The organism is Corticicoccus populi (assembly GCF_042686195.1).
Lineage (GTDB): Bacteria > Bacillota > Bacilli > Staphylococcales > Salinicoccaceae > Corticicoccus > Corticicoccus populi.
This window is the reverse complement of record NZ_JBHUOQ010000001.1, coordinates 73,351-95,371: the sequence shown is the minus strand read 5'-3', so window position 1 is coordinate 95,371 and position 22,021 is coordinate 73,351. Positions and strand designations below refer to the sequence as shown.

Genomic DNA, 22,021 nt, shown 5'->3' with positions numbered 1-22,021 from the left:
TTTGTTGTTATGACAGGATACCTTAATTTAAATTTCTATCTAGCCTTTTATACCTAAGAAACAGATGATTATTCTTATCAGAAGCTTTATCCAGGATTTTATAATGATTCTCCCCGTAGAAACGATGTAATTCTTCCACATCATCATGTTCAAGTATTACTACTCTTAAAGCTATCGTCTCGAAAATTTGATTACATAAATTCTCTGCTTCATTTAATAAGAGCATCCCTTTGATGTTAACACTTGCATTGGTATTCTTACCGAGTTGAGCAATTAATATTCCTGACAACCCATCACTTTGTTTTGAACCGGTAAGTTTTTTCCTCTCATTTGCAGAGACTTCACTATTAAAAGAAATTGTTTTGTGGGATAACGTAAAATATCCTAATATCTCATTCAACTTCTCCTCGTCTCTCACTAAAAAAGTTCTGGACTGACTCGCAACACAACTGCTATAAGCTTTTTCCAATAAAAAATACTCAACATCTTCATTAAAATCACATTTAAAATTTTCAACTAAAGTGTGAAACTCTTCTTTAGTCAGACCATCCTGTATTAATGCTTCGAGAGATTCTATAATCAGATTCACTTATTATGCTTACCCCTTCTGATTGAATCAATTAACGTTTTTCGTTGTTTTGAAGTTGCCATTTTTACAGATGATTTTTTCACAGCGTACGCTTCACTTTCTGCAATTTGCCTAGCTTCATATTCATTGATCGTAATCTTTCTGGTGATTGTAGATGTAGCCATTGGCGGCATCTCCTTTCCATTTAAATAGTAAATTTATTATATAACATTTTACATTCTAAATAAAGGACGCAGATTGAAGCCATCCTAATAAATGAGACATTCGTATAATAAATTTTTCATATAATCAAGTATTTCCAGCAGTTTTAGAAAATCACTTGACCACACCGGTCACTAGAACTATAATGAAGTTGACCATAGTGGTCAAAGAAGTGAGGATGATTGAAATGTATAAAAATTTTAATAAAGTAGATGATAATAAAAAAACTGAAATTATTAATGTGTCACTAAAAGAATTCAGTGAAAATGGTTATGAATCTGCATCAACCAACGTTATTACAAAAGCAGCCAATATTTCAAAAGGCTCATTGTTCAATTATTTCGGCAGTAAAAAAGGATTGTACATTTTCCTGCTTGATTACAGTATCGAAGTTGTTGAGCAGTTTTACAATCAAATTGACAAGTCAGAGCCTGATTTGTTTAAACGTCTTGAAAATATCGGTGTAGAGAAATTAAAAACTCAAAAACAGTTTCCCTATGCCTTTGATTTTCTGACCAATTCTATAAGTGAAGAATCAGCCGAGGTCAAAAATATAATTAATGACAAAATCAATGATACTTATATCCGCGGTTTAAACAGCCTGTACGATGATATTGATTATTCATTGTTTAAAAAAGAGATTGATGTTCAAAAAGCAATCGAAATTTTAACATGGACGATGTTCGGTTTTGCTGATAAATATATGCCGCAGATAGAATCTTTTGAATCTGTTACTGATTTCGGAGGTGCCCTTTTAAACGATTGGCAGGAATACGCAGAAATATTAAAGTACAGTTTTTATAAATAAAACACTCATATTATTTGAAAGGAAGTCATTATGATGAACGAAATGGTTAAAATTGAAGGCTTACAAAAAAAGTTCGGTAAATTCCAGGCGTTAAGTGATGTCACCTTTTCAGTTTATCCCGGTGAGGTGGTCGGTTTTATCGGTCCCAACGGTTCCGGAAAATCAACAACAATCAGAATTTTACTCGGTATTATAAAAAAGAACGGCGGAGACGCACAAATATTCGGTAAAGATGTGTGGAAAGACAGCCTTGAAATTCATAAGCGGATTTCCTATGTTCCGGGGGATGTTGCCTTATGGGGTAATTTATCCGGCGGTGAGATTATTGACTTATTCATTAAACTTCACGGCAGCGGCAGTAAAGAAAAGCGCGACCGTCTGATTGAACGCTTTGAACTCGATCCAAGAAAAAAAGCAAAAGGCTATTCGAAAGGAAACCGCCAAAAAGTCGGGCTGATTGCATCTCTCTCTGTGAATTCTGATTTATATATTTTCGATGAGCCGACATCAGGACTTGACCCGCTCATGGAATCGATATTTCAAGAGGAAGTGGAACGGTTAAAATCAGAAGGAAAGTCCATTATTCTCTCATCCCACATATTAAGCGAAGTCGAGCGTCTGGCAGACAGAGTTGTCATTATCAGGCAGGGTGAAATCGTTGAATCAGGAACACTTGATGAATTAAGACATCTAAGCCGCTCCACTATTACGATTCAAACAGAGAATGATGTATCAAAATTAAAAGATGTTAAAGGGGTATTTGATTTTCATTTAAAAGATAACCATGCGGTATTTTCTGCAGAACCTGAACATTTAAATCATATTCTGTCTGAAGTGAGTAAACTGGGTGTTACTACTTTTGAATCTGCACCGCCGACACTTGAAGACTTGTTCATGCGTCATTATAAAGGATAGTTTCATCTGGAAAGGATGCGAGTATTTTGAAAGAAAACTTTGCACGCTCAGGCACACTGTTTCTCCAGTATTTAAAGCGTGACTGGAAAAAGATAATATTCTGGATTACCGGACTGGGACTGTTTTCTGCTGTCTTTGTTCCTGCTTTTGAAGAGATAGCAAAAGGACAAGGGCTGACTGGGATGTATGAGACGATGCAGAACCCCGCAATGACCGCTATGGTCGGACCGACACCCGTGGATTCTGCTGCTGAATATACAGTCGGTGCAATGTACACTCATGAAATGCTTCTCTTCTGCGGTGTTGTGGCAATGATTATCTCTGCCCTTCATGTGGTCAGTCATACACGAAAAGAAGAAGATCTCGGTTTAACTGAACTCGTCCGTTCATTTCAAGTCGGACGTCAGGCGAATTCACTTGCAGTGTTACTGGAAGTAACATTAATCAATATCATACTTGCTGCAGTCATTTCTGTGATAATGATGAGTTTTAATGCAGACGGTTTTTCAGTATCAGGGACAGTCATTTTCGGTACATCCATCGGTGCTGCCGGACTGATTGGTGCCGTGATTGCTTTAGCTGCGAGTCAGCTTATGCCGTCGTCATCAGGTGCTTCAGGCTTAACACTTGGTATCATCGGACTGATGTATATCATACGCGCCGGGACTGATACAGTGAATACGGACTTATCCATGCTCAACCCGATGGGCTGGACATATTTAACCTTCCCTTTTACTGAGAATAACGTCATGCCGCTCATCTACACTGCTGCATTTTTGATTATAGTATCCGTCATTGCTTTTACACTTGAAGGATACCGGGATATGGGTGCAGGTTATCTGCCGGAGCGTGCCGGACATCCTCAGGCTAGCCGCATGTTATTATCTGTCCCCGGCTGGTTTTTCCGTATTAACAGAAGTGTAATTATTTCATGGATGATTGGTTTTATTGCCATCGGTGCAGCATATGGTTCAATATACGGCGATATGCAGTCTTTTATTGAGAGTAACGCAATGATTCAGCAGATGTTCACAACAACAGGTGTCTCAATAGAAGTGTCGTTCACCGGTACCATTATGGCAGTGGTAATCAGTCTGGTATCAATTCTGCCGATTGTCATCGTCAATAAATTATACAATGAAGAAACACGACAGCATTTGAGTCAAATTTATGCCACGAGAGTATCCCGGGGGAAGCTGTTCTTCACTGCTTTAGGACTCGCTGTCACAGTCGGCTTTATCGGTACGCTGATATCTGCATTAGGACTTGGTCTGACTGCTTTAGGCAGCATGGACAATACATCTGTAATCAGTTTGAGCGACTTCATAAATTCCGGTCTGAACTTCTTTCCGGTTGTTCTGTTCTTCACCGGCATCTCTTCACTGCTTCTCGGATGGCTGCCAAAGTTCGGTAAACTTGTGTATATCGTCCTTGTCTACTCATTCTTTCTGGATTACTTTCAGGGAATACTTGATCTGCCTGAATGGGTCGAGAAAACAGCAGTTCAAAGCTTTCTGCCCCGAGTGCCTTTGGATTCATTTGAATGGGGACCATTTTTAATTATTACTGGTATTAGTATCTTCTTAATGTTGCTTGGCTATATTGGGTACAAAAGACGTGATTTAGCCTAACCTTTATAAAGAATGGATGGAAATTTCCGTCCATTCTTTTTTGTTACACGAAAAAATCAATTTAAAAATACTGTATTCATAGGTTTTTCAACCTGATTTCTTCATCAAAAATATATCTTCAAGAAATTTTTTAAATTAAATTATTGTTATTGTGTTATATCATTTATTAATGTGTTATACTATTTCTCAAAGAAATCAATACTACATATTTGGAGGCATTCATATGGTCAATCACGATGAACTCATTTCAAACCTTATTTCAAAAGACTCGACTCACAATCAACTTTCTACTTCGCAACTTGTAACCGCTTCACTTCGCCGTGGTGAGGGCCGACTCACTGAAACCGGTGCTCTCCGAGCTGAGACCGGAAAATACACAGGACGTAGTCCGAAAGACCGTTTCGTTGTCCGTGATGATGTTTCTTCCCATAAAATAGACTGGGGAGATGTAAACCAGGAAATATCTGAAGATGTGTTTGACGCACTTTACGATAAAGTGATTCAGCATTTAAATGACAAAGAAGAGTTGTTTGTCTTTAACGGTTATGCCGGTGCTGATGAATCAACACGATTAAATCTTCAGGTCGTTAACGAATTCAGCTGGCACAATCTGTTTGTCAGAAATTTATTCATCCGTCCTGAAACACGTGAAGAAGCACTCTCTATCGACCCGCAGTTCAGAATTGTATCCGCTCCGACTTTTAAAGCAGATCCTGACACAGACGGCACAAAGTCTGAAGCTTTTATCATTGTCAGTCTGAAAAAGAAAATCATTTTAATCGGCGGCACTGAATACGCAGGAGAGATGAAAAAATCCATCTTCTCAATCATGAACTACCTGCTCCCTGAACACGGTGTGATGAGCATGCACTGCTCTGCCAATGTCGGCGAAAACAAAGATGTTGCCTTGTTTTTCGGGCTTTCCGGAACCGGAAAAACAACATTGTCCGCAGACCCTTATCGTGAATTAATCGGTGATGACGAGCACGGATGGAATGATGACGGTGTCTTCAATATTGAAGGCGGATGCTACGCAAAAACTATTGATTTATCTGAAGAAAAAGAACCTGAGATTTTCCGTGCCATCAAATTCGGCTCCGTTCTTGAAAATGTTGTACTGAACGACCAGGGGGAACCTGACTATGAAGACGGTACTTTAACTGAAAATACACGAGCGGCCTACCCGCTTCACCATATCGACAATGCCCGTATCCCATCGGTTGCAGGACATGCCAAAACGATTGTATTTTTAACGGCAGATGCCTTCGGTGTACTGCCGCCAATCAGTAAGCTCGACAGAAACCAGGCAATGTATCACTTCATGAGCGGCTTTACTTCCAAGCTTGCAGGTACTGAACGCGGTGTTACTACACCACAACCGGTATTCTCTTCATGTTTCGGGTCACCCTTCCTGCCTCTTGAACCGACGGTTTACGCAAAAATGCTCGGTCGTCTGATTGATAAGCACGAGGTTAATGTTTACCTCGTAAATACCGGATGGACCGGCGGTGCTTACGGTGTCGGCAGCAGAATGAATTTAAAACACACACGTACAATGGTACGAAATGCCATCAGCGGTGCTTTGGAACTCGGCGAATACGAAAAAGACCCGGTATTTGATTTAAGTGTACCGACAGCAGTGACTGGTGTGCCGACAGAAATTCTTCAGCCGAGAAACACATGGTCGGAAGGCAGTATTTACGATCAGCAGGCCAATGAATTAAAAGAAATGTTTATAGAAAACTTCAAAAAATTTGGTGATGATTCAGCAGAAATTGCTGACGCCGGCGGCTTCAAATAAAACATGCCGATAAATCTGTGTGGATGTCCACCAGGTTTATCGGCATTTATTGTTTTGTAAAAATTTCATCATCTTTAGTCATTTCATATATATAACGGATACATTCATCCCGGAGCAATGGACTCTGCTCTTCTTCTGGAACACTTGAAATAGCATCAAACAGTTCCGGGCCGTATGTTTCCATGTAATCACACTTAAAATGAAAATCATTCACCCGCACCGTGTACACCGCCTTTGAGAACGGCATACTGCCATGAACCGTATATGTCCCGACAAAAGCGAGCGATTCAATAACACCCCCTGTTTCTTCAAAGACCTCACGGTGGACTGCTTCTTCCAGCGATTCACCCGCTTCCACTTTACCGCCTGGAAATTCAATCCCCCGAATTTTATGGTGTGTCATCAAATATTGATGATTAAATTTAGGAATGGCCAGGATATGTTTCGTTTCTTTAATATGTGATTTCGTAAATGTCACTTTAATTCCGTATTCGTCTGTAAATACCCGCATCTCCAACACCTCTAATTTGCTTATCTTCAGTATACGCTATATGATATACATATTAAAAACGATGAGGGATTATTAATGAAACGAATTGTAATAAAAATCTTCAGGCTCTACCAGCGTTATATATCACCGATGTTCCCGCCCTCCTGCAGATTTGAACCGACCTGCAGCAACTACGGCATTGAGGCCGTCCAGGAACATGGTGCACTTAAAGGCAGCTATATGGCAGTTAAACGTATTTTAAAATGCCATCCCTTCCATCCAGGCGGCTATGATCCGGTCCCTTTAAACCCGAAAAACTACAATGACAGCAATGAAAAACATCAGCATAAATCCCATTAAGGATTCGGCTGATGTTTTTATTTATTGATGCTTTTCTAAAAATTCCAGCATCTGTTTATATACTTTAATTTCATTATCTGTTTTTGAAAAACCATGACCTTCATCTTCAAGTACGAGATACTCAACTTCCCTGCCCTTATTCCGGAGTTTTTCTACAATCTGGTCAGACTCTTTCTTTACGACACGCGGGTCCTTTGCGCCTTGAATTACAAGCATCGGTTTAGTCATTGTATCAAGATATGTGACCGGAGAGTCTCTGACAAACCGTTCCTTATCACGTTCCGGGTCCCCGACCCATCTTTCCATAATCGGTTTCCAGTGATCCGGAACCGATTCAACAAAAGTAAATAAATCCGAAGGACCGAATATATCAACCACTGCTTTAAAATATTCCGGGTGACGTCCATGGAGAAGGAGTGACATATATCCGCCGTAGCTGCCGCCGACTAAAAACAGATGATCAGAATCAGTAATCCCCTGATCAAACAGCCACTTAATCCCTTCTACATTATCAAGCCTCGGCCCGTAACCCCAGTCCTGCTCCACCAGTTTGACAAATGAAGAACCATAGCCCGTGCTTCCTCGGAAATTCGGTGCAAAAATATGGTAGCCTCTGTTTAAAATACATTGAAATACTGCGCGGAAAAACTTTTGTTCTGCCGCCTGTGGACCGCCGTGCGGCCAGAATACTGTATAACCATTCGCATTCTCAGGTTTCGCACGGAAAAACAAAGATTCAATTTCCATACCGTCAAATGACTGGTATGTCACTGTTTCAGGTTCAACCATATCTTCCCCGGATACTCCGAGTACACGGTTGTCTGTCAGCTGTTCCCACTCATGTTCTTCTGTGAAGCGGTAAATATTTGCAGGCTTCACAGAAGATAACCCAAGCATATACACAGATCCTGATTCTGTAACTTTAATCTGGTCAATCATATCAAAAGGTTTCGTGATTTCTTTGAGTTCACGGGACTTTATTCCGTACCGGTACAGTTTATCCACTACACCGCTTTCTGTCACAATATACAATACATTTGACGTTTTATCATAACTGACTGATGTGATAGATTCATTCTCTATTTCAAGTACTTTTGAAAAAGATTGTTCTTTAATCCGGTATTCGGCAAGATAATTATACTCACTATCATAATTCGTCGGGAAATATAATGTGTCATCATCCGTGAAAACCGGTTCATCAGATACATGAATCTTCTCAGGGTCAGGTGTTAAATACACCTCTTCATCTTTTTGAATATAAATATTGTTGTATGTGTTTGCGAACATCTTAATATACACTAAAGTCTTCTCGTCCTCAGACACAGCAACCAGCTGTGTCATACCATCGGCGCCCTCTTTCAGCAGCTCATCGGTACCTGTATCCAGATGTCGAAGCCGTACATTTAAAAAATTCGGATTGCCTTCTGATGTATTATAGTAAATACGATTTCCGTCTTTACTTAAGTGTGAGAATATATATTTTTCATTTTCATCCCCTGTAATTAATGGCTGCGGCACGCCGCCTGCTGCAGGCAGTGCATAAATCTGATGATTCTCATCACCATCAGAATCAAAGCTGGTCAAAACATATTTCCCATTCGGGTCAAACTCAATAAATCCAATCGATTCATCCTTTTTCGAAAATTGATACGGATATGGATGCTCCTGAGTTAAATCAAGCGCCCATAAATTTCGCTTCCCTGTTAAGTTTGTTGAAAATACCAGTTTCTTCTCATCTTGACTCACTTGAAAATGGTGGATACTGTACGTATAAAAAAACTGCTCTAAATCTGGTTTTGGAAATTGAATCATTTGAATACCCCTTTTTATATTAGTTTTCAAACATTTGATAGATAGGATATGGTGGATTAACTTTTTATCCTAGCTATATCATTCAACAAAATCTTAGGACGTACGCTCGTTATTTATTTCTTTCATCATCTCATCGTAAGAAATAGAAGTATCATTTATCTTATGTGCTTCCATTTCATAATCATAAATTTTCAAGTCGATATCATCTTCTATTTTTTCTAAAACAGAATCCCGAAATAAACGAGTAACACTTATACTCTTATCTTTGGCGTATTCCCTTATAAGCTTTTCCTCATTTTTTGACAAACTTATTGTAAAAGACATAATAACCACACCTTCTATCTATATACTCCATATAACTATATATTTGGCCTGAAGATTGATTGACAGCTTTATAACTTTACTTCTCATCATCTTCGAGAAATTTCTTTACAGAGTACTCTATAGTATATCCGCTCTGCTCCTTACTGTTTTGCTCCTTGTATGCAAGATGGCCGTACTTCATGAGTAATTCTCCCATATCTTTTCTAAAATCCTCAAGGAGCTCATCTGACATGAGAATATGTATATTTGCACCGGTCACATAATGCGCCGGATTCTGGGCTGACCGTTCCGGATTGGAATAATTAGCCGCTTTCGCACGATAATATTTTTCAACAATTCCTTTATTCGTTTCCATTCGTTCAACTTCTAAAATATCGTGTTTCAATAACTGCTGGATATGATAATAAACTGTCCCTGGGTTCTTCTCGACCATATCCGCCGCCTGCTTTGGTGTTAATGCCTGCTCATAAAGAAGTGCAATCAGTCTTGATCTGAAAGGATTGGAGATTAATTTTTCCTGTTCCCATGAAATTTCCATCACTTCATCCCGGCTGTATTTTGGTTTCTTTTCTTCTGTCATAAATAAAACTCCTTTATTAATTGACGTTTACAAATCAACTTAATATCATTATATAGTTTATAAAAATAAACTTAAAGTAATTATATTAATCCTTAGCCTTTCCTATATTCACTTTATTTCCGCATTGTAATACTTCAATACTCTCAAATAATTTATAATAATTAAAATGCCTACAATAAGAAAAATGAAAGTTATTCCTGTCTCGGAAACATACTCTGACAACCAAATAAATAAACCGGACACCATTCCACCGAGCGGACCTGCTAAGCCAATCACAGATAAATGTCGCCCTCTTGAATTTTCAGGAATAGAATTCGCAATAATGGTCTGTTGAACCGGACGGTAAGTAAGAAAGCCTACCGCAACCAAAAACATTCCGAAAAATAAGACCATCGGCTGCAGAAAATAACTTAAACATATATAACCAGTTACATTTAATATGAGGCCAATGATAATCACCGATTTATCTTCTAATTTTTTAGTCACTCTCATTATAATTCCTGCCGATAAAGTCATAATAATTGTATTTTCCAGATGCAGATACCCCATCATTTGATGGCCGGTGATACTGAAATTTTCAATACGATAGTTCTCAACCACCCTCACACTCAAATAGCTGTATATCTGTTCACTAAGGAGTGTTAATAAAAACGCGCCTGTGCATAACAACAAGAAGAAGCGGTTTTTAAATATGCTGATAATACTATATGTTTTCTGACCCGGTATATCCCTTTTGATTTCCCGAACATTTTCTAAATGATCAATATTATTCTGTTTTGAAAACGATTTTTCTTTAACAAAAAGATAGGTCAGTATAGATGAAATCAGTGATGTCAGTCCCATAATGAAATACAGAACAGATGAATGGTGTTCAAAGTAAAACCCGCCCACCACACTCCCTAAAGCAAATGCTATACTTGACAGCCACATAAAATATGTATAAATCACCCGTCTTTCATTTTCATGACTGACATCGATAATTAATGCGGCGTATGCCGGGTTGGCAGCTGTTTCAAAAAAATACATAATACTAAACACAATTATAATCGGAATAATATACGCCGCTTCGACATAATCTAAGTAACTGATTACTATAAAGCCGGCTCCTGAAATCCCCTCACCGATAATAATAATTAATTTTCTACCGTAACTGTCAGTGACATACCCTCCAAGAAGATAACCCGCCACACTTATCATTCCAATCATTATAATGATTGTTGATATTAATCCCTTACCGATTAAATCATTAAAATAAAGAATGGTATACGGCATTACCATTGCAGAGGTAATTACTGAGAAAAAATTAAGGAACATTCTAATGCGAATCGTTTGGTTAAATGCTGTAAACTGTTTCATGTTTTCCCTCACGTATATTTGTATTTGCAAATCGATTTGTTTTAATATTACAATTTGCGAATGCAAATTACAAGGCATATTCTGTCTTTTTTCATCCCATCAAAAAAACCTGCAACAAAGATTTCTCTTCATCACAGGTGTTTGTTAGCGGTCAATAACCGCATCATATATTTCTTTATTCTTTGCTCTTGATACTTTGCCGGTCGATGTCATATATATTTCATCGACAAAATGAATTTCTTTTGGCTGTTTGTACCGGGCGAGTTTTTCTTTTAAATGATGTTTTAAATCCTCTGAATCAGGGCTTCCTTCTACCAGCAGCACAGGGACCTCTCCCCAATTCTCATCTTTCTTTTTGATGACTGCCGACTGCACGACGCCTTCAACGGAGTTGACAACATCTTCAATCTCTTTCGGATAAATATTTTCACCGCCGCTGATAATTAAATCTTTCCGCCGGTCTAAAATATATAAATAGCCGTCATCATCTATTTCTGCAAGATCACCGGTTTTAAAATAGCCGTCTACCCGTTCAATGGGTGCATTTAAATATCCCGGCGTGACGTTATCCGCCTTCACCAGCAGTTCATTATTTTTATCTACTTTGATACTGACGTTTTGCGGCGGCCGGCCGACTGTCCCTTTTAAAAGCATGTCGTTTCTATAGGAAACAGATACAATCTGGGAACAGGTTTCGGTCATACCGAAGGAATTATGAATCGGAAGCCCGCGCTCAACGGCTTCAGCCATTAAGGTACGGGTTGCTCCGGCACCGCCGAGAAGTATCCCCTCAAGCTGATGCGTCCATTCTTTTTTCATCAAACGTTTAAGCATCACCGGTACCAGACTCGTATGCGTAATGTGATGTTTTTGAATCATGTCAATCACTGTATCTTCATCGAACTTATTCACAATATATAAAGAAGCGCCTGAAATCGCTGTACGGAAGATGATGGACAGGCCGGATATATGATATACGGGATTCACAAGCAGCCAGTTCGACTGCCCGTCATATTGAAAACGTTCAGCACAGCCGAGTGCCGACGCATAGTGATTCAAATAAGTCTGAGACACTGCTTTTGGTTTACCGGTTGTCCCTGAAGTGAACATGATAGATAATATATCCTGTTCTGAAGGTGTCCGAATATCAAACACCGCTTCCGGCGCATCCTGAAGCACTCTAAGTGGAATGACCGTCAGTTCATCCGCTTCAAATTCAGCCGCCGCAATCACAGTATCGACATCAATATCCTTAAGCTGTGCCACCACTTCATGCCGGGTCAGACGCGTATTTAACAGCACCATCTCAACCCCCGCCTGCATCAACGCATGAACGAGAACGACAGAATCTAGGCTGTTATGAATATAAACTGCGATTCGTTCTCTCTGAAGCTGTTGTATTTTCCCGGCCAGTGAACATGCCGACTCAAACAATCCGCCGTACGTCAGCCGGACGCCGTTCTCATACACTGCCGTCTTGTCGCTGTCTTGAATATACCTTTCATGGAGCCAGTTCACGTTTTTCACCTCTAAAAAACCCATCCGGAGATGGGTTTCGTTTTTTATGGGAATTTAGGGAATTGATCAAAGTCCGGAGAGCGTTTTTCCTTAAACGCATCACGGCCTTCTTTCGCTTCATCCGTTGTATAGTAAAGCAGTGTCGCATCTCCCGCCATCTGCTGAAGACCTGCAAGACCATCTGTATCAGCATTCATCGCTGCTTTTAGGAAGCGGAGTGCTGTCGGTGAGTGTTCCATCATTTCCTCACACCATTTGACTGTCTCATTTTCAAGCTCTTCATAAGGAACCACAGTATTAACAAGCCCCATATCAAGCGCCTCTTCTGCATTGTACTGGCGGCATAAATACCAGATTTCACGCGCCTTTTTATGGCCGACGATACGTGCCAGGTAACCGGAACCGTATCCTGCATCAAACGATCCTACTTTCGGGCCGGTCTGACCGAAAATCGCATTCTCTGCAGCAATCGTCAAGTCACATACGACATGCAGCACATGACCGCCACCGATCGCATAACCCGACACCATCGCCACAACCGGCTTTGGAATAACACGGATTAAACGCTGTAAATCCAGCACATTCAAGCGTGGAATTTCATCCTCACCGACATAACCGCCGTGACCGCGCACCTTCTGGTCTCCGCCGGAACAGAACGCCTTCTCACCTTCACCCGTCAGTACAATCACACCAACTCTTTGATCGTCACGCGCACGGCTGAACGCATCAATCATTTCAGACACTGTCAGCGGCGTAAACGCATTACGCACCTCCGGACGGTTGATTGTCACTTTCGCAATCCCATTATAAAATTCATATTTAATCTCTTTATATTCTTTAATTGTTTCCCATTCTCTAGCCATCTAAATCCTCCTATTTATAAACTCACTTACTATTGTATCAAATTTCTCCGGCACTTCTAAATGAATATTATGCCCCGCCCCGTCAACAATATTTAAAACCGCATCCGGGAAAGAGTCATTCATCCTTTGATTGATGGAAATAAACTTCTCGTCCCGGCTGCCAACGAGCTGTAACACCGGTATGTCCACACTCTTTAACCGGTCCCAGTAAGACGGCTGCACGCCTGTGCCGTATTTCCTCAGACTGTCTGCCGCTTCTTTTGGAATCTGAGACAGCCGCGCTTTACGCTGTTCATTAAATACCTGTTCATCCACCTCTGTCTGGCTGTTAAAAAGCCCCATGTTTTCCCACGACTGAATGAATGCAGGATAATCCTGCACCATCTCCAGTGCACGCTTATCATCGATTTCAATCCGCGCTTTTTTCTCTGCACTGTCTTCGATTCCGGGAGAGGCACTTTCAAGAATCAGGCCGAATAACGTCGAGGGATACCTGCAGGCATAAGACAGTGCCGCCCTTCCGCCCATTGAATAACCGAGCATATATGTTTGAATGTGCTCTCTATCATATTTCTTTTGAACGGCATATAAGGCATCTGCAATGTCATCCATTGTATAATCGATGCCGAAACTTTTCGATTCACCAAAACCCGGCAGGTCCACACTTAAAATATTGGCGCACTGTTTTAAGCTGCTGCCGATGTGCGCCATGCTCCTTCGGTCATTTAAGAATCCGTGAAGCAGAATCACTGTCTTTTCCTGTCCGTTATCCTGAAATTCAGCATGCAGATTAATCAATAGACTGCACCTTCGTCGCAATTTCGTTTTTTAACGCCTGATGTGACTCCAGATTTTCAGTCCGGTCTGTACGGATTTCAATTATCTGCCGCCCGTCCCGGTTCAGTAAATCTGCTGTAATATCCTCCACATCTTCCACTTCAGTATACGGATAGCCGTAAAGCGCCGCTGTGTGTCTAAAATTCAGATCAATCGGCGTACCGAAGAGACGCTCAAAATGTTCCTTATGTGTATACTGCGGCAGAAAACTGAATATACCGCCGCCGTTGTTGTTAAAGACAATGACATTAATATTGAGCTGTTCAAGTTTTGCCATAATCAGACCGTTCATGTCATGGTATAAAGCAACGTCCCCGATGATGAGTGTCATCTTTTCACCTGCAGACATGCCGAGCGCGGTGGATACCACCCCGTCAATTCCGTTTGCTCCGCGGTTCGCATACACACGGTGGACATTTTTTAAATCGTATCTCTCATAATCACGGATCGGCATGCTGCTCGATAAGAAGATGGAATGACTGTCATCGAGCTGATTTAAAATTTCATACATCATACGACCTTCGTCTCCGTAGTGACGTACATTCTTCTCAATCATATCACCGATGCCTTCATTGACACGTGTCAGGAAATCACTGCCCGGTACACCGGATGTAATGATTTGATCGAGTATTGCCTGTACATCTCCGGTATAAACCTTCACCGGCTCTTTCGGGAACGTTTTAATATTGTCATATTCGCTGATGACAATCTGCGGTATCTTCGTTCTTTTAAGGAACTGGTTCGATGCTTTTGATGTCAGCGGTTCACCCACTCTGATAATATAATCAAACTGTGTCTCAAGATCTTGAATCTGTGTATCTGTCAGACTTAAAAATATTAAATCATGATTCGTAATCACATCGGAGTGATGCAGCCGGTAATGCTGTCTCGGATCCGCAATCACCGTCACATTGTCACAGTCGAGCGCTTTGACATCTGTTAAATCCGTATGGGTTTCACCCAGTATCACCAGTATGTGTCCGGAGAGTGCCTCGATGCTGTCAGGGACAGTACGCGTGAGTGTCCGAGACGGTTCACGGTGAAACAGGTCCACCCTGTTCATATCCGGCATCAACGGCTCACGGATGGGAATATTAAAGTGCACCGGACCGCATGCAGTACCGCCGAAAAACGCAGCCGCCCTGCGGACTTTATTATCCAGAATAAAACCCTGGGGCACGCCGGATTCAGCGATCGGCAGTTCCGTAAAATATCTTGCATAATTCTGGTACATATTATTTTGTATGATTGCCTGCGGTGCACCGGCATCTCTCAGTTCCGCCGGTCTGTCAGCCGTTAAAATAACGAGCGGAATATGACTCAAATCCGCTTCCGCCACCGCCGGTGTATAATTCGCAGCCGCAGTGCCTGAGGTGCATATTAAACCGACCGGCTGTTTATCCTTTTTACTTAAGCCGAGGGCAAAAAATGCTGCACTTCTTTCATCAGGATGGATGAACGTCCGGATGCCCGGATGAATTTCCGCTGCGAGTGCGAGCGGTGTCGAACGAGATCCCGGTGATGTGACTACCGTTGTCATGCCTTCTCTGTACAGCATATCCACGAGCGTAAATATCTGTTCTGTCAGTGCCGTTTTATGACTCACTCCATTCCACTCCCAACACATTTAACATCGGTGTGAACTTCACACTTGTTTCTTTAAACTCTTCCTCACTGCCGGACGCCTTCACAATGCCGCAGCCGGCAAATAATGATGCACTTCTCTGACGGACGAGCATTGATCTCAGACTGACGACAAATTCACTGTTGTTGTTCTCTTCCACAATACCGACCGGTGCTGCGTATAAACCGCGTGTACCGAATTCATGCTCAGTAATGTACGCTTCTGACAACGCCTTCGGCATCCCGCCGACAGCAGGTGTCGGGTGAATGGCGCCGATCAGCTGAAAGACATCCACATCGTCTTTCAGGCGCGCTGTAATCGGTGTATGCAGGTGATAAATATATTTATTTTCCATAATTTCCGGAATGTCATTATATTTCACATAATGTGAGTACGGTTTTAAATCCTCAACAATCGACTCCCTGACAAGCGCATGTTCATACAGATTTTTATCATCGGATAATAAAAATGCTTTCGACTGCCGGTTCTCATCATCATCGAGCGTCCGCTCGGATGACCCTGCGACCGCATTGGTGGACAGGGCATTATCTTTAATATCAAACAGTTTCTCCGGTGATTTTGAAACAAATGACGATTCATTTTTTTCATAGTAAATCGTATAGGTCCCGCTCTCATCATTCAGACGGTTGATCAGAAATAACGGGGATATATTTGAATCAAAACGGATTAAGCGCTGTCTTGACAGTACCACTTTCAAGAAAGCATCCTCATCGAGCCGGTCCACCGCCTCATCTACAAGTGTTTTCCACTCTTCCGGGAAAATATCCTTCATCATTTTCAACTCAGGCTTATCTGACTCCTGAACTGTATGACTGTCAATCTCACTTAAAATTTGATGGATTTCATCAAATGTCTGTGTGAGAGATTCCCCATTATTTTCAAAGGTATAAAACAGCTCATTGTTTGAGAGTGAGAACTGCCACTTCGACAGATGGAATTCCGAATGTCTGAATTGATTCCATTCATCCGTTTTATGGCTGTCATCAAATTTAATACCGCCGAATAAAGACAGGCGGCCCTTTAAATCATTATCGAGATCAACCTGCTGAATATCATTGTAAAGCGCTGCTTTCTCTTCCGACATCACAGCACTTGAAAATTTATCTTTAGAAATACTTTTAATATAGCCGATTCCGACAATATTATACCGCTCATCTTTGGAACGGAACCAATACCTCTGACCCTGATAAGAGTTAAAATAACTGAATAATTTTTCCTCATTGATATCATACTCAGAAATATTGAAGTGCATCGTTAAAAATCCTTTATCCGCATCGATTTTCAAGCCTTCCAAAGTACTTCGTTGTTCTTCTAAATGCATCTTATACACTTCTTTCAACATAGATAGTACTATTTTATCATTTATTAATTTCACTGTGTACGTAAGACACTTTATTTGTGATAAAATAAATGAATCATGTCACAAAGGAAGATCATCATGCAGACCACCGAAACATTAACAGGTTTCAAAAAATATGTATCACTGACCAGACCCCACACACTGACTGCGGGATTTGTTCCGGTCTTTGTCGGCACATTCAGTGCCCTCGCTTTTTCAGATATACGGCTGGATATGTTTGCTGCGATGCTCATCGCAACCATCCTGATTCAGTCCGCAACCAATATGTTCAATGAATACTTTGACCATAAAAAAGGACTTGACAGTAAAGAATCCGTCGGCATCGCAGGTGCCATCGTCAGAAACGGTATGCGTCCGAAAACCGTCTATATGATTGCGGTTGCGTTTTACTTCACCGCCGCTCTGATCGGGCTTTACATCGCATTCCAGTCATCCCTTTGGATACTCGTCATCGGTGCAGTATCGATGGCTGTCGGCTATCTTTATACCGGCGGACCGTTCCCGATTTCCTGGACACCTTTCGGCGAAATTTTTGCAGGACTTTTCATGGGCACCGTCATCATTATGATTACATTTTTCATCCACACCGGTTCACTCGAACATTATTATTTTCCACTGTTAATTTCAATCCCGGTTGCGATTACCATCGGACTCCTTAACATGGCGAATAATATCAGAGACCGGAAAAAAGATGCAGAAAGCGGCAGAAAAACATTTGTCATATTGGCCGGTAAAAAAAATGCCGTCAATACTTCCGCCCTGCTCCTTGCGGTCGGTTATTTATTCATAATATGGTTCGCATTTTTCGCACCGGAAAGTTCTTTATTCTTATTGCTGCCGCTGTTGTCTATACCCCTTGCGGTAAAAACAGTGAAACTCTGGAAAAAAGGACATACCCCGGTCGAACTAATTCCGGCCATGGCATCCATGGGTAAATTAAATACCATTTTCGGTATGCTGTTGTCACTGGGATTATTAATTCACGGGCTGACAGGTCTCTAAATTTGAAAAACAAGTCACCTATTTCGGTGACTTGTTTTTTATATCACAAATGTATTTACATTGTACTTACACACGGTATAATATCTTTAGGAGGTGTAACAATGTCCAAAGTATTATCAAGAGTATTTAAAAATGGCAATAGTCAGGCGATTAGTTTAAATAAAACGATACTAACACAGGCAGGATTAAAAATCGGTGATGACCTGGATGTCCAGATTAAAGACTGCACCATCATATTCACGAAAAGAGAAAAAACACTTAAAGATGAGATTCAGGACTTTTATCGTAATGGGGGTCAGTACAGCGAACATGAAGTCGATTACGGAGAAGCAGAAGGGGAAGAATTATGGTAAAACAATTTGATGTCATCACAGTTGATTTAGATCCAACACGCGGCAGAGAAAAGAAAAAATACAGACCTTGTGTTGTGGTCAGTAATGACCTTATCAACAACGGTTCATCTTTTAGCTGGATTATGCCAATCACAAACAGAAGTCGGCGACAGCCATCCGATTTACCTGTCAAAACTAAAAATAATAATATTACCGGCATCATTGATACTGTACAAATTAGAGCATTGGATTTAAAAGTACAAAACACTAAAGTTATTGATGAAATCCATGATGACCTTAAATCCAATATCTTAGAAACCATCATTGCACATTCTGAAATTGTAAATTAAAAAACTATGGAAGAATACCTGTCGAACTGATTCCAGCCATGGCATCCATGGGGAAAATAAATACCATTTTCGGTACGCTGTTATCACTTGGATTATTGATTCAGGGCTGACAGGTCTCTAAATATACTAAAGAGCCGTTTTTTGACGGCTCTTTTTTTTGTGGAAAGCATGCTAATCATAAAAATCCATATGTGGTTTCTCTTCTTTATAATAATTCAGCCTGTCCTGTAAAGTCCCTGTATGGAACTCAAATTTATGCCCATCAAGGTCAGTAAAATATATACTTTTTTTATCTCTGATATCTCTCGGTCGTCCGGATAAAATATTTACTTTCAATGACTTGAGTTTATTATATAAATGATCTATTTCATCATTTTCTACTGAAAAAGCAATATGTGTATAAGAATCATTGATTTCATTGCGCGGTATATCCACTTCTAAATTAAGCGCAAGCCACATTCCGTTCAAATCAAAATATGCTGTAGTCTTCCCCTTTACCATTAATTTTGCATCAAATACATCCTGATAAAATTTAATTGATTTCTCTAAATCAGAAACTGAAAACAAAAGATGGTTAATGCCTTTGATATTCATTAATAATCCTCCATAAACTCTTCGCTTTTGAATCAATGGTTCTCAAACCATTCACTCTCAAGTATGCTCATTTCAATTAAACTCCAATATTCATTCCCGATTTTTCTGCTGTCACGAAGAAGTCCCTCTTTTGTAAAGCCGACTTTTTCATAACAAGATACGGCTGATTGATTAAAATCAAATACTCCCAGACTCACACGATGCATCTTGAGTTTCCCAAAAGCAATTTTCAAAACTTCCTCAAGCATCTTTTGACCGACACCCTGTCCTCTGACATTTGGTTCCCCTTATCAATCTAAGAAGCTATTTAATTTCACTTCTCCTGTAATTTACCATGCGTGATACTCATCGGCGATATTGAAATATGATAATAGTTCCTTTCTAAATTGTATATTCTCAATTTTTTTAATTCTTGCTAAAAATTCATCTTTCAATTTAGGAGATTCAATTATCGTTTCATGTAACATTTGAATTTCTTCTTTGCCGTCTTTAATAAATACAGATAACAAGCGTGATTTTGATGTTTCATAAAACTCCTCGTCATTACTGTTAATAATATCCTTAATTAATTCATTGAATCTTTCTTTGTCATAATTTTTTAGCAACTGTAATGTGCCATAAAATGATTCGTCATTAAAAACAATATTTTTCGCCTGTACGATAGATTCATATTCTTCATAGGTCAAGATATTGTCTTCTCGATCAAATCTTACTTTTAAGAAAAATAATTTATTTAAATTAATAGCAGATGCTATATTCATGTACCACTTCTTAAATTCTGGACTTTTTATTAAAAAAGTTTTCAAATTAAAAAATGTAGCAACGATTAAGTTGTTAAAGCTAGTATCTTCGTTGTATTGATTATTAGCAAATAATAGATTTACGCTACTACTTAAATATTCTATCAATAGATTTTTATCTTCTTGGTTTATTACCACAAGTCTATAAATTCTTGATCTAAATAAAGTTTGAGATTGTAAATCTAACTCTATAACTTTTTTAAAACTATCAGCAGATAAAACTTTACTATATTTAAGTGCCAACTTTATGTCATTAAAGTTTTTCCCATTGCCAACTATATATAAATCATGATACCCATCAAATAAGGATGGTGAATTTAAATCTTTACTGTTTCTAAATGGATACAGCAAATCATTCAGTTGATATTCATCTTGTAATTCATTCATAAAATCTTCTTTACCTGACTTTGAATTTGACTTCCGAGACTGTGAAATTGCCGGAAATGCAATTTGATCAGAATTTATAAACGAAATAATTTTATTATATACATCGTAGTAAAAATGATATAAATATAAAAGATAAACTTTTTCATTAGAATTGATATATTTTATATTTCTATTCTTAAAAACATGATCATTTATGAGTTCAGAAAATTGTTTATAATCTCGGTATGTTCTTTTCTTATTGATAAAATCACTTCTCAAAAGGGTCATTTCAATAGAAGAAGTATCAACTTCCATCTTTTGTAGTTCCTCTTCAATTTTAGTATATAAATACTTCGAAGTATGAAGATTATCTATATCATATCTATAATCTATAATTTTTCTTACGAAACCATCCCTTATATCTCGATCTATTTGTAATATATCCCCAACTATAATAATCTTATTTTTCTTACTTTTAAGCAGATTAATAATAGCGTATAAATTTTGACGGTCTTGAGAAGATATTCTATCAAAATCATCAATAATAATTATTTTATTTGGATTCGAAAAATTTACAACTATTTTTTTAGAGTTTTTTTCTAAAATATCTGAACTAGAAAAATAATATTTGAATTGTAGTAACAAAGCTATTATAAAAAAGATAAAGAATAATAGTAATATACTGTTGGTAAAAACTGAAGTAATAAAGATGTCAGCTGTAAATAAGTAGCCTAATAAAGGTATTATTGCAGAGATTATTACTACTATTATTGGGTAAGTAAACTTGTAACATAAAAACTTTATAGGTCTCAGTTTTTTCGCTATTAAAATAAAGTTTTGACCTGAAATTTCTTCTCCCCAAAAGTCCATCTCAATATATTTATACTTTGTGTTGCTCTCTCTTAATCTATCTAAAAAGTATGTTTTTCCACTACCCCATCTACCGTTCAATAACGTTACACCTGTTTTATTCGCACAATCAATATAGGTATTATAAAAATAGTCAATTTCTTGTTTTAGCTCATCAATAATAGTGCATCACTCCCACATTCTCAAGTATTTAAATTAATTTTTTATCATATTCTTTATTGTTTTTGTCTGAATTTCGGCTAGTAAACTCTTATAATTATAACTTGCCCAAAACACCTTCAAAAAGATTGATTTATTAGTCAATAATAGAACATAACGAGACCCTTTAAAAGTTTGTGTAAATAAATCAATAAAAACGGTTACCTTTGAGATTTAGTTACTACCTTTAATCCTGGAAATTCGAGAAACGGTACTTTTAAACAGAAGACTGTCACACCCCGCCAACGAATAAGTAATGAAATCCAGTTTAATGAGATGTGATCAATGATTTCTTCAGTTTTGATTAAAATTACTTTATAAACCAAAACACCTGAAATTTCTGTATTAGCGTATTTAATATATTCTGTCAGATGTGTTTCATCATGAAAGCAGCACTGCATGAAGAAACATTTGTGTTA

22 protein-coding genes and 1 pseudogene are annotated in these 22,021 nt (G+C 39.0%); 8 read left to right on the top strand and 15 right to left on the bottom strand.

From position 1 onward, the window contains the following. Nucleotides 1–22: 22 nt before the first annotated feature. Together ACFSX4_RS00620 and ACFSX4_RS00615 are read right to left on the bottom strand one after the other, a co-directional pair. Nucleotides 23–589, bottom strand: coding sequence for a hypothetical protein (locus tag ACFSX4_RS00620; RefSeq protein WP_377770506.1), 567 nt, complete (start codon nucleotides 587–589; stop codon nucleotides 23–25). Further along, the gene (locus ACFSX4_RS00615) at nucleotides 586–753 is read right to left on the bottom strand and encodes a hypothetical protein (protein WP_377770504.1); all 168 of its coding nucleotides are present in this window, start codon (nucleotides 751–753) and stop codon (nucleotides 586–588) included. The genes ACFSX4_RS00620 and ACFSX4_RS00615 overlap by 4 nt, the downstream gene beginning before the upstream one ends. Nucleotides 754–977: 224 nt before the next feature. On the opposite strand from ACFSX4_RS00615, the gene ACFSX4_RS00610 reads away from it, so the two are divergent. The 4 genes from ACFSX4_RS00610 to pckA all read left to right on the top strand — a co-directional run bounded on the left by ACFSX4_RS00610 (nucleotide 978) and on the right by pckA (nucleotide 5,945). Then, entirely contained in the window at nucleotides 978–1,598 is a 621-nt protein-coding gene (locus ACFSX4_RS00610; protein ID WP_377770502.1) for a TetR/AcrR family transcriptional regulator, read from the top strand. 33 nt (nucleotides 1,599–1,631) lie between these two features. After that, nucleotides 1,632–2,513: an ABC transporter ATP-binding protein gene (locus tag ACFSX4_RS00605; protein WP_377770500.1), complete on the top strand. Its 882-nt coding sequence runs from the start codon at nucleotides 1,632–1,634 to the stop codon at nucleotides 2,511–2,513. Nucleotides 2,514–2,539: 26 nt separating this feature from the next. Beyond that, nucleotides 2,540–4,144, top strand: coding sequence for an ABC transporter permease (locus ACFSX4_RS00600; protein WP_377770498.1), 1,605 nt, complete (start codon nucleotides 2,540–2,542; stop codon nucleotides 4,142–4,144). A gap of 223 nt (nucleotides 4,145–4,367) precedes the next feature. Then, nucleotides 4,368–5,945, top strand: a complete 1,578-nt coding sequence (gene pckA, locus ACFSX4_RS00595) for a phosphoenolpyruvate carboxykinase (ATP) (RefSeq protein WP_377770496.1) — start codon at nucleotides 4,368–4,370, stop codon at nucleotides 5,943–5,945. 46 nt (nucleotides 5,946–5,991) lie between these two features. Here pckA and ACFSX4_RS00590 read toward each other — a convergent pair whose 3' ends face one another. Beyond that, nucleotides 5,992–6,456 (bottom strand): NUDIX domain-containing protein, encoded by a 465-nt coding sequence (locus ACFSX4_RS00590; protein WP_377770494.1) that lies wholly within the window; start codon nucleotides 6,454–6,456, stop codon nucleotides 5,992–5,994. A gap of 75 nt (nucleotides 6,457–6,531) precedes the next feature. On the opposite strand from ACFSX4_RS00590, the gene yidD reads away from it, so the two are divergent. After that, entirely contained in the window at nucleotides 6,532–6,795 is a 264-nt protein-coding gene (gene yidD, locus ACFSX4_RS00585; protein ID WP_377770492.1) for a membrane protein insertion efficiency factor YidD, read from the top strand. Between the two features lie 21 nt (nucleotides 6,796–6,816). Here the strand turns inward: yidD and ACFSX4_RS00580 are convergent, their stop codons facing one another. From ACFSX4_RS00580 to ACFSX4_RS00540, 9 genes are all read right to left on the bottom strand, one after another. Then, nucleotides 6,817–8,607: a S9 family peptidase gene (locus ACFSX4_RS00580; protein WP_377770490.1), complete on the bottom strand. Its 1,791-nt coding sequence runs from the start codon at nucleotides 8,605–8,607 to the stop codon at nucleotides 6,817–6,819. A 93-nt stretch (nucleotides 8,608–8,700) separates the two neighbouring features. After that, nucleotides 8,701–8,931 (bottom strand): type II toxin-antitoxin system RelB family antitoxin, encoded by a 231-nt coding sequence (relB, locus tag ACFSX4_RS00575; RefSeq protein WP_377770488.1) that lies wholly within the window; start codon nucleotides 8,929–8,931, stop codon nucleotides 8,701–8,703. Nucleotides 8,932–9,007: 76 nt separating this feature from the next. Beyond that, the gene (locus ACFSX4_RS00570; protein ID WP_377770486.1) at nucleotides 9,008–9,511 is read right to left on the bottom strand and encodes a helix-turn-helix domain-containing protein; all 504 of its coding nucleotides are present in this window, start codon (nucleotides 9,509–9,511) and stop codon (nucleotides 9,008–9,010) included. Between the two features lie 108 nt (nucleotides 9,512–9,619). Next, on the bottom strand, nucleotides 9,620–10,867 hold the full coding sequence (locus ACFSX4_RS00565; protein ID WP_377770484.1) for an MFS transporter: 1,248 nt from the start codon (nucleotides 10,865–10,867) through the stop codon (nucleotides 9,620–9,622). Nucleotides 10,868–11,011: 144 nt separating this feature from the next. Next, the gene (menE, locus tag ACFSX4_RS00560; RefSeq protein ID WP_377770482.1) at nucleotides 11,012–12,385 is read right to left on the bottom strand and encodes an o-succinylbenzoate--CoA ligase; all 1,374 of its coding nucleotides are present in this window, start codon (nucleotides 12,383–12,385) and stop codon (nucleotides 11,012–11,014) included. Nucleotides 12,386–12,429: 44 nt separating this feature from the next. Continuing rightward, entirely contained in the window at nucleotides 12,430–13,248 is an 819-nt protein-coding gene (gene menB, locus ACFSX4_RS00555; RefSeq protein ID WP_377770480.1) for a 1,4-dihydroxy-2-naphthoyl-CoA synthase, read from the bottom strand. Further along, a complete protein-coding gene (gene menH / locus ACFSX4_RS00550; protein ID WP_377770478.1) occupies nucleotides 13,249–14,046 on the bottom strand; it encodes a 2-succinyl-6-hydroxy-2,4-cyclohexadiene-1-carboxylate synthase in 798 nt (265 codons plus the stop codon). It abuts the gene before it with no gap. Continuing rightward, entirely contained in the window at nucleotides 14,039–15,691 is a 1,653-nt protein-coding gene (gene menD / locus ACFSX4_RS00545) for a 2-succinyl-5-enolpyruvyl-6-hydroxy-3-cyclohexene-1-carboxylic-acid synthase (RefSeq protein WP_377770476.1), read from the bottom strand. The genes menH and menD overlap by 8 nt, the downstream gene beginning before the upstream one ends. Next, nucleotides 15,681–17,051: an isochorismate synthase gene (locus tag ACFSX4_RS00540; protein ID WP_377770474.1), complete on the bottom strand. Its 1,371-nt coding sequence runs from the start codon at nucleotides 17,049–17,051 to the stop codon at nucleotides 15,681–15,683. The genes menD and ACFSX4_RS00540 overlap by 11 nt, the downstream gene beginning before the upstream one ends. A 117-nt stretch (nucleotides 17,052–17,168) precedes the next feature. On the opposite strand from ACFSX4_RS00540, the gene ACFSX4_RS00535 reads away from it, so the two are divergent. The 3 genes from ACFSX4_RS00535 (at nucleotide 17,169) to ACFSX4_RS00525 (ending at nucleotide 18,774) form a co-directional block, all read left to right on the top strand. After that, nucleotides 17,169–18,092, top strand: coding sequence for a 1,4-dihydroxy-2-naphthoate polyprenyltransferase (locus tag ACFSX4_RS00535; protein WP_377770472.1), 924 nt, complete (start codon nucleotides 17,169–17,171; stop codon nucleotides 18,090–18,092). A gap of 101 nt (nucleotides 18,093–18,193) precedes the next feature. After that, complete coding sequence (locus tag ACFSX4_RS00530) at nucleotides 18,194–18,445, top strand: AbrB/MazE/SpoVT family DNA-binding domain-containing protein (protein ID WP_377770470.1); 252 nt, start codon at nucleotides 18,194–18,196, stop codon at nucleotides 18,443–18,445. Next, nucleotides 18,439–18,774 carry a type II toxin-antitoxin system PemK/MazF family toxin gene (locus ACFSX4_RS00525; RefSeq protein WP_377770468.1) on the top strand — a complete coding sequence of 112 codons (336 nt, stop codon included), beginning with the start codon at nucleotides 18,439–18,441 and terminating at the stop codon, nucleotides 18,772–18,774. The genes ACFSX4_RS00530 and ACFSX4_RS00525 overlap by 7 nt, the downstream gene beginning before the upstream one ends. A 171-nt stretch (nucleotides 18,775–18,945) precedes the next feature. On the opposite strand, the gene fosM is transcribed toward ACFSX4_RS00525, so the two are convergent. The 3 genes and pseudogenes from fosM to ACFSX4_RS00510 form a co-directional block, all read right to left on the bottom strand. Next, the gene (gene fosM, locus ACFSX4_RS00520) at nucleotides 18,946–19,368 is read right to left on the bottom strand and encodes a FosM family fosfomycin resistance protein (RefSeq protein ID WP_377770466.1); all 423 of its coding nucleotides are present in this window, start codon (nucleotides 19,366–19,368) and stop codon (nucleotides 18,946–18,948) included. 32 nt (nucleotides 19,369–19,400) lie between these two features. Then, a pseudogene (locus ACFSX4_RS00515) lies at nucleotides 19,401–19,655 on the bottom strand (GNAT family N-acetyltransferase); the annotation flags it as partial. A 42-nt stretch (nucleotides 19,656–19,697) separates the two neighbouring features. Further along, the gene (locus ACFSX4_RS00510) at nucleotides 19,698–21,518 is read right to left on the bottom strand and encodes a P-loop NTPase fold protein (protein ID WP_377773395.1); all 1,821 of its coding nucleotides are present in this window, start codon (nucleotides 21,516–21,518) and stop codon (nucleotides 19,698–19,700) included. Nucleotides 21,519–22,021 lie beyond the last annotated feature (503 nt).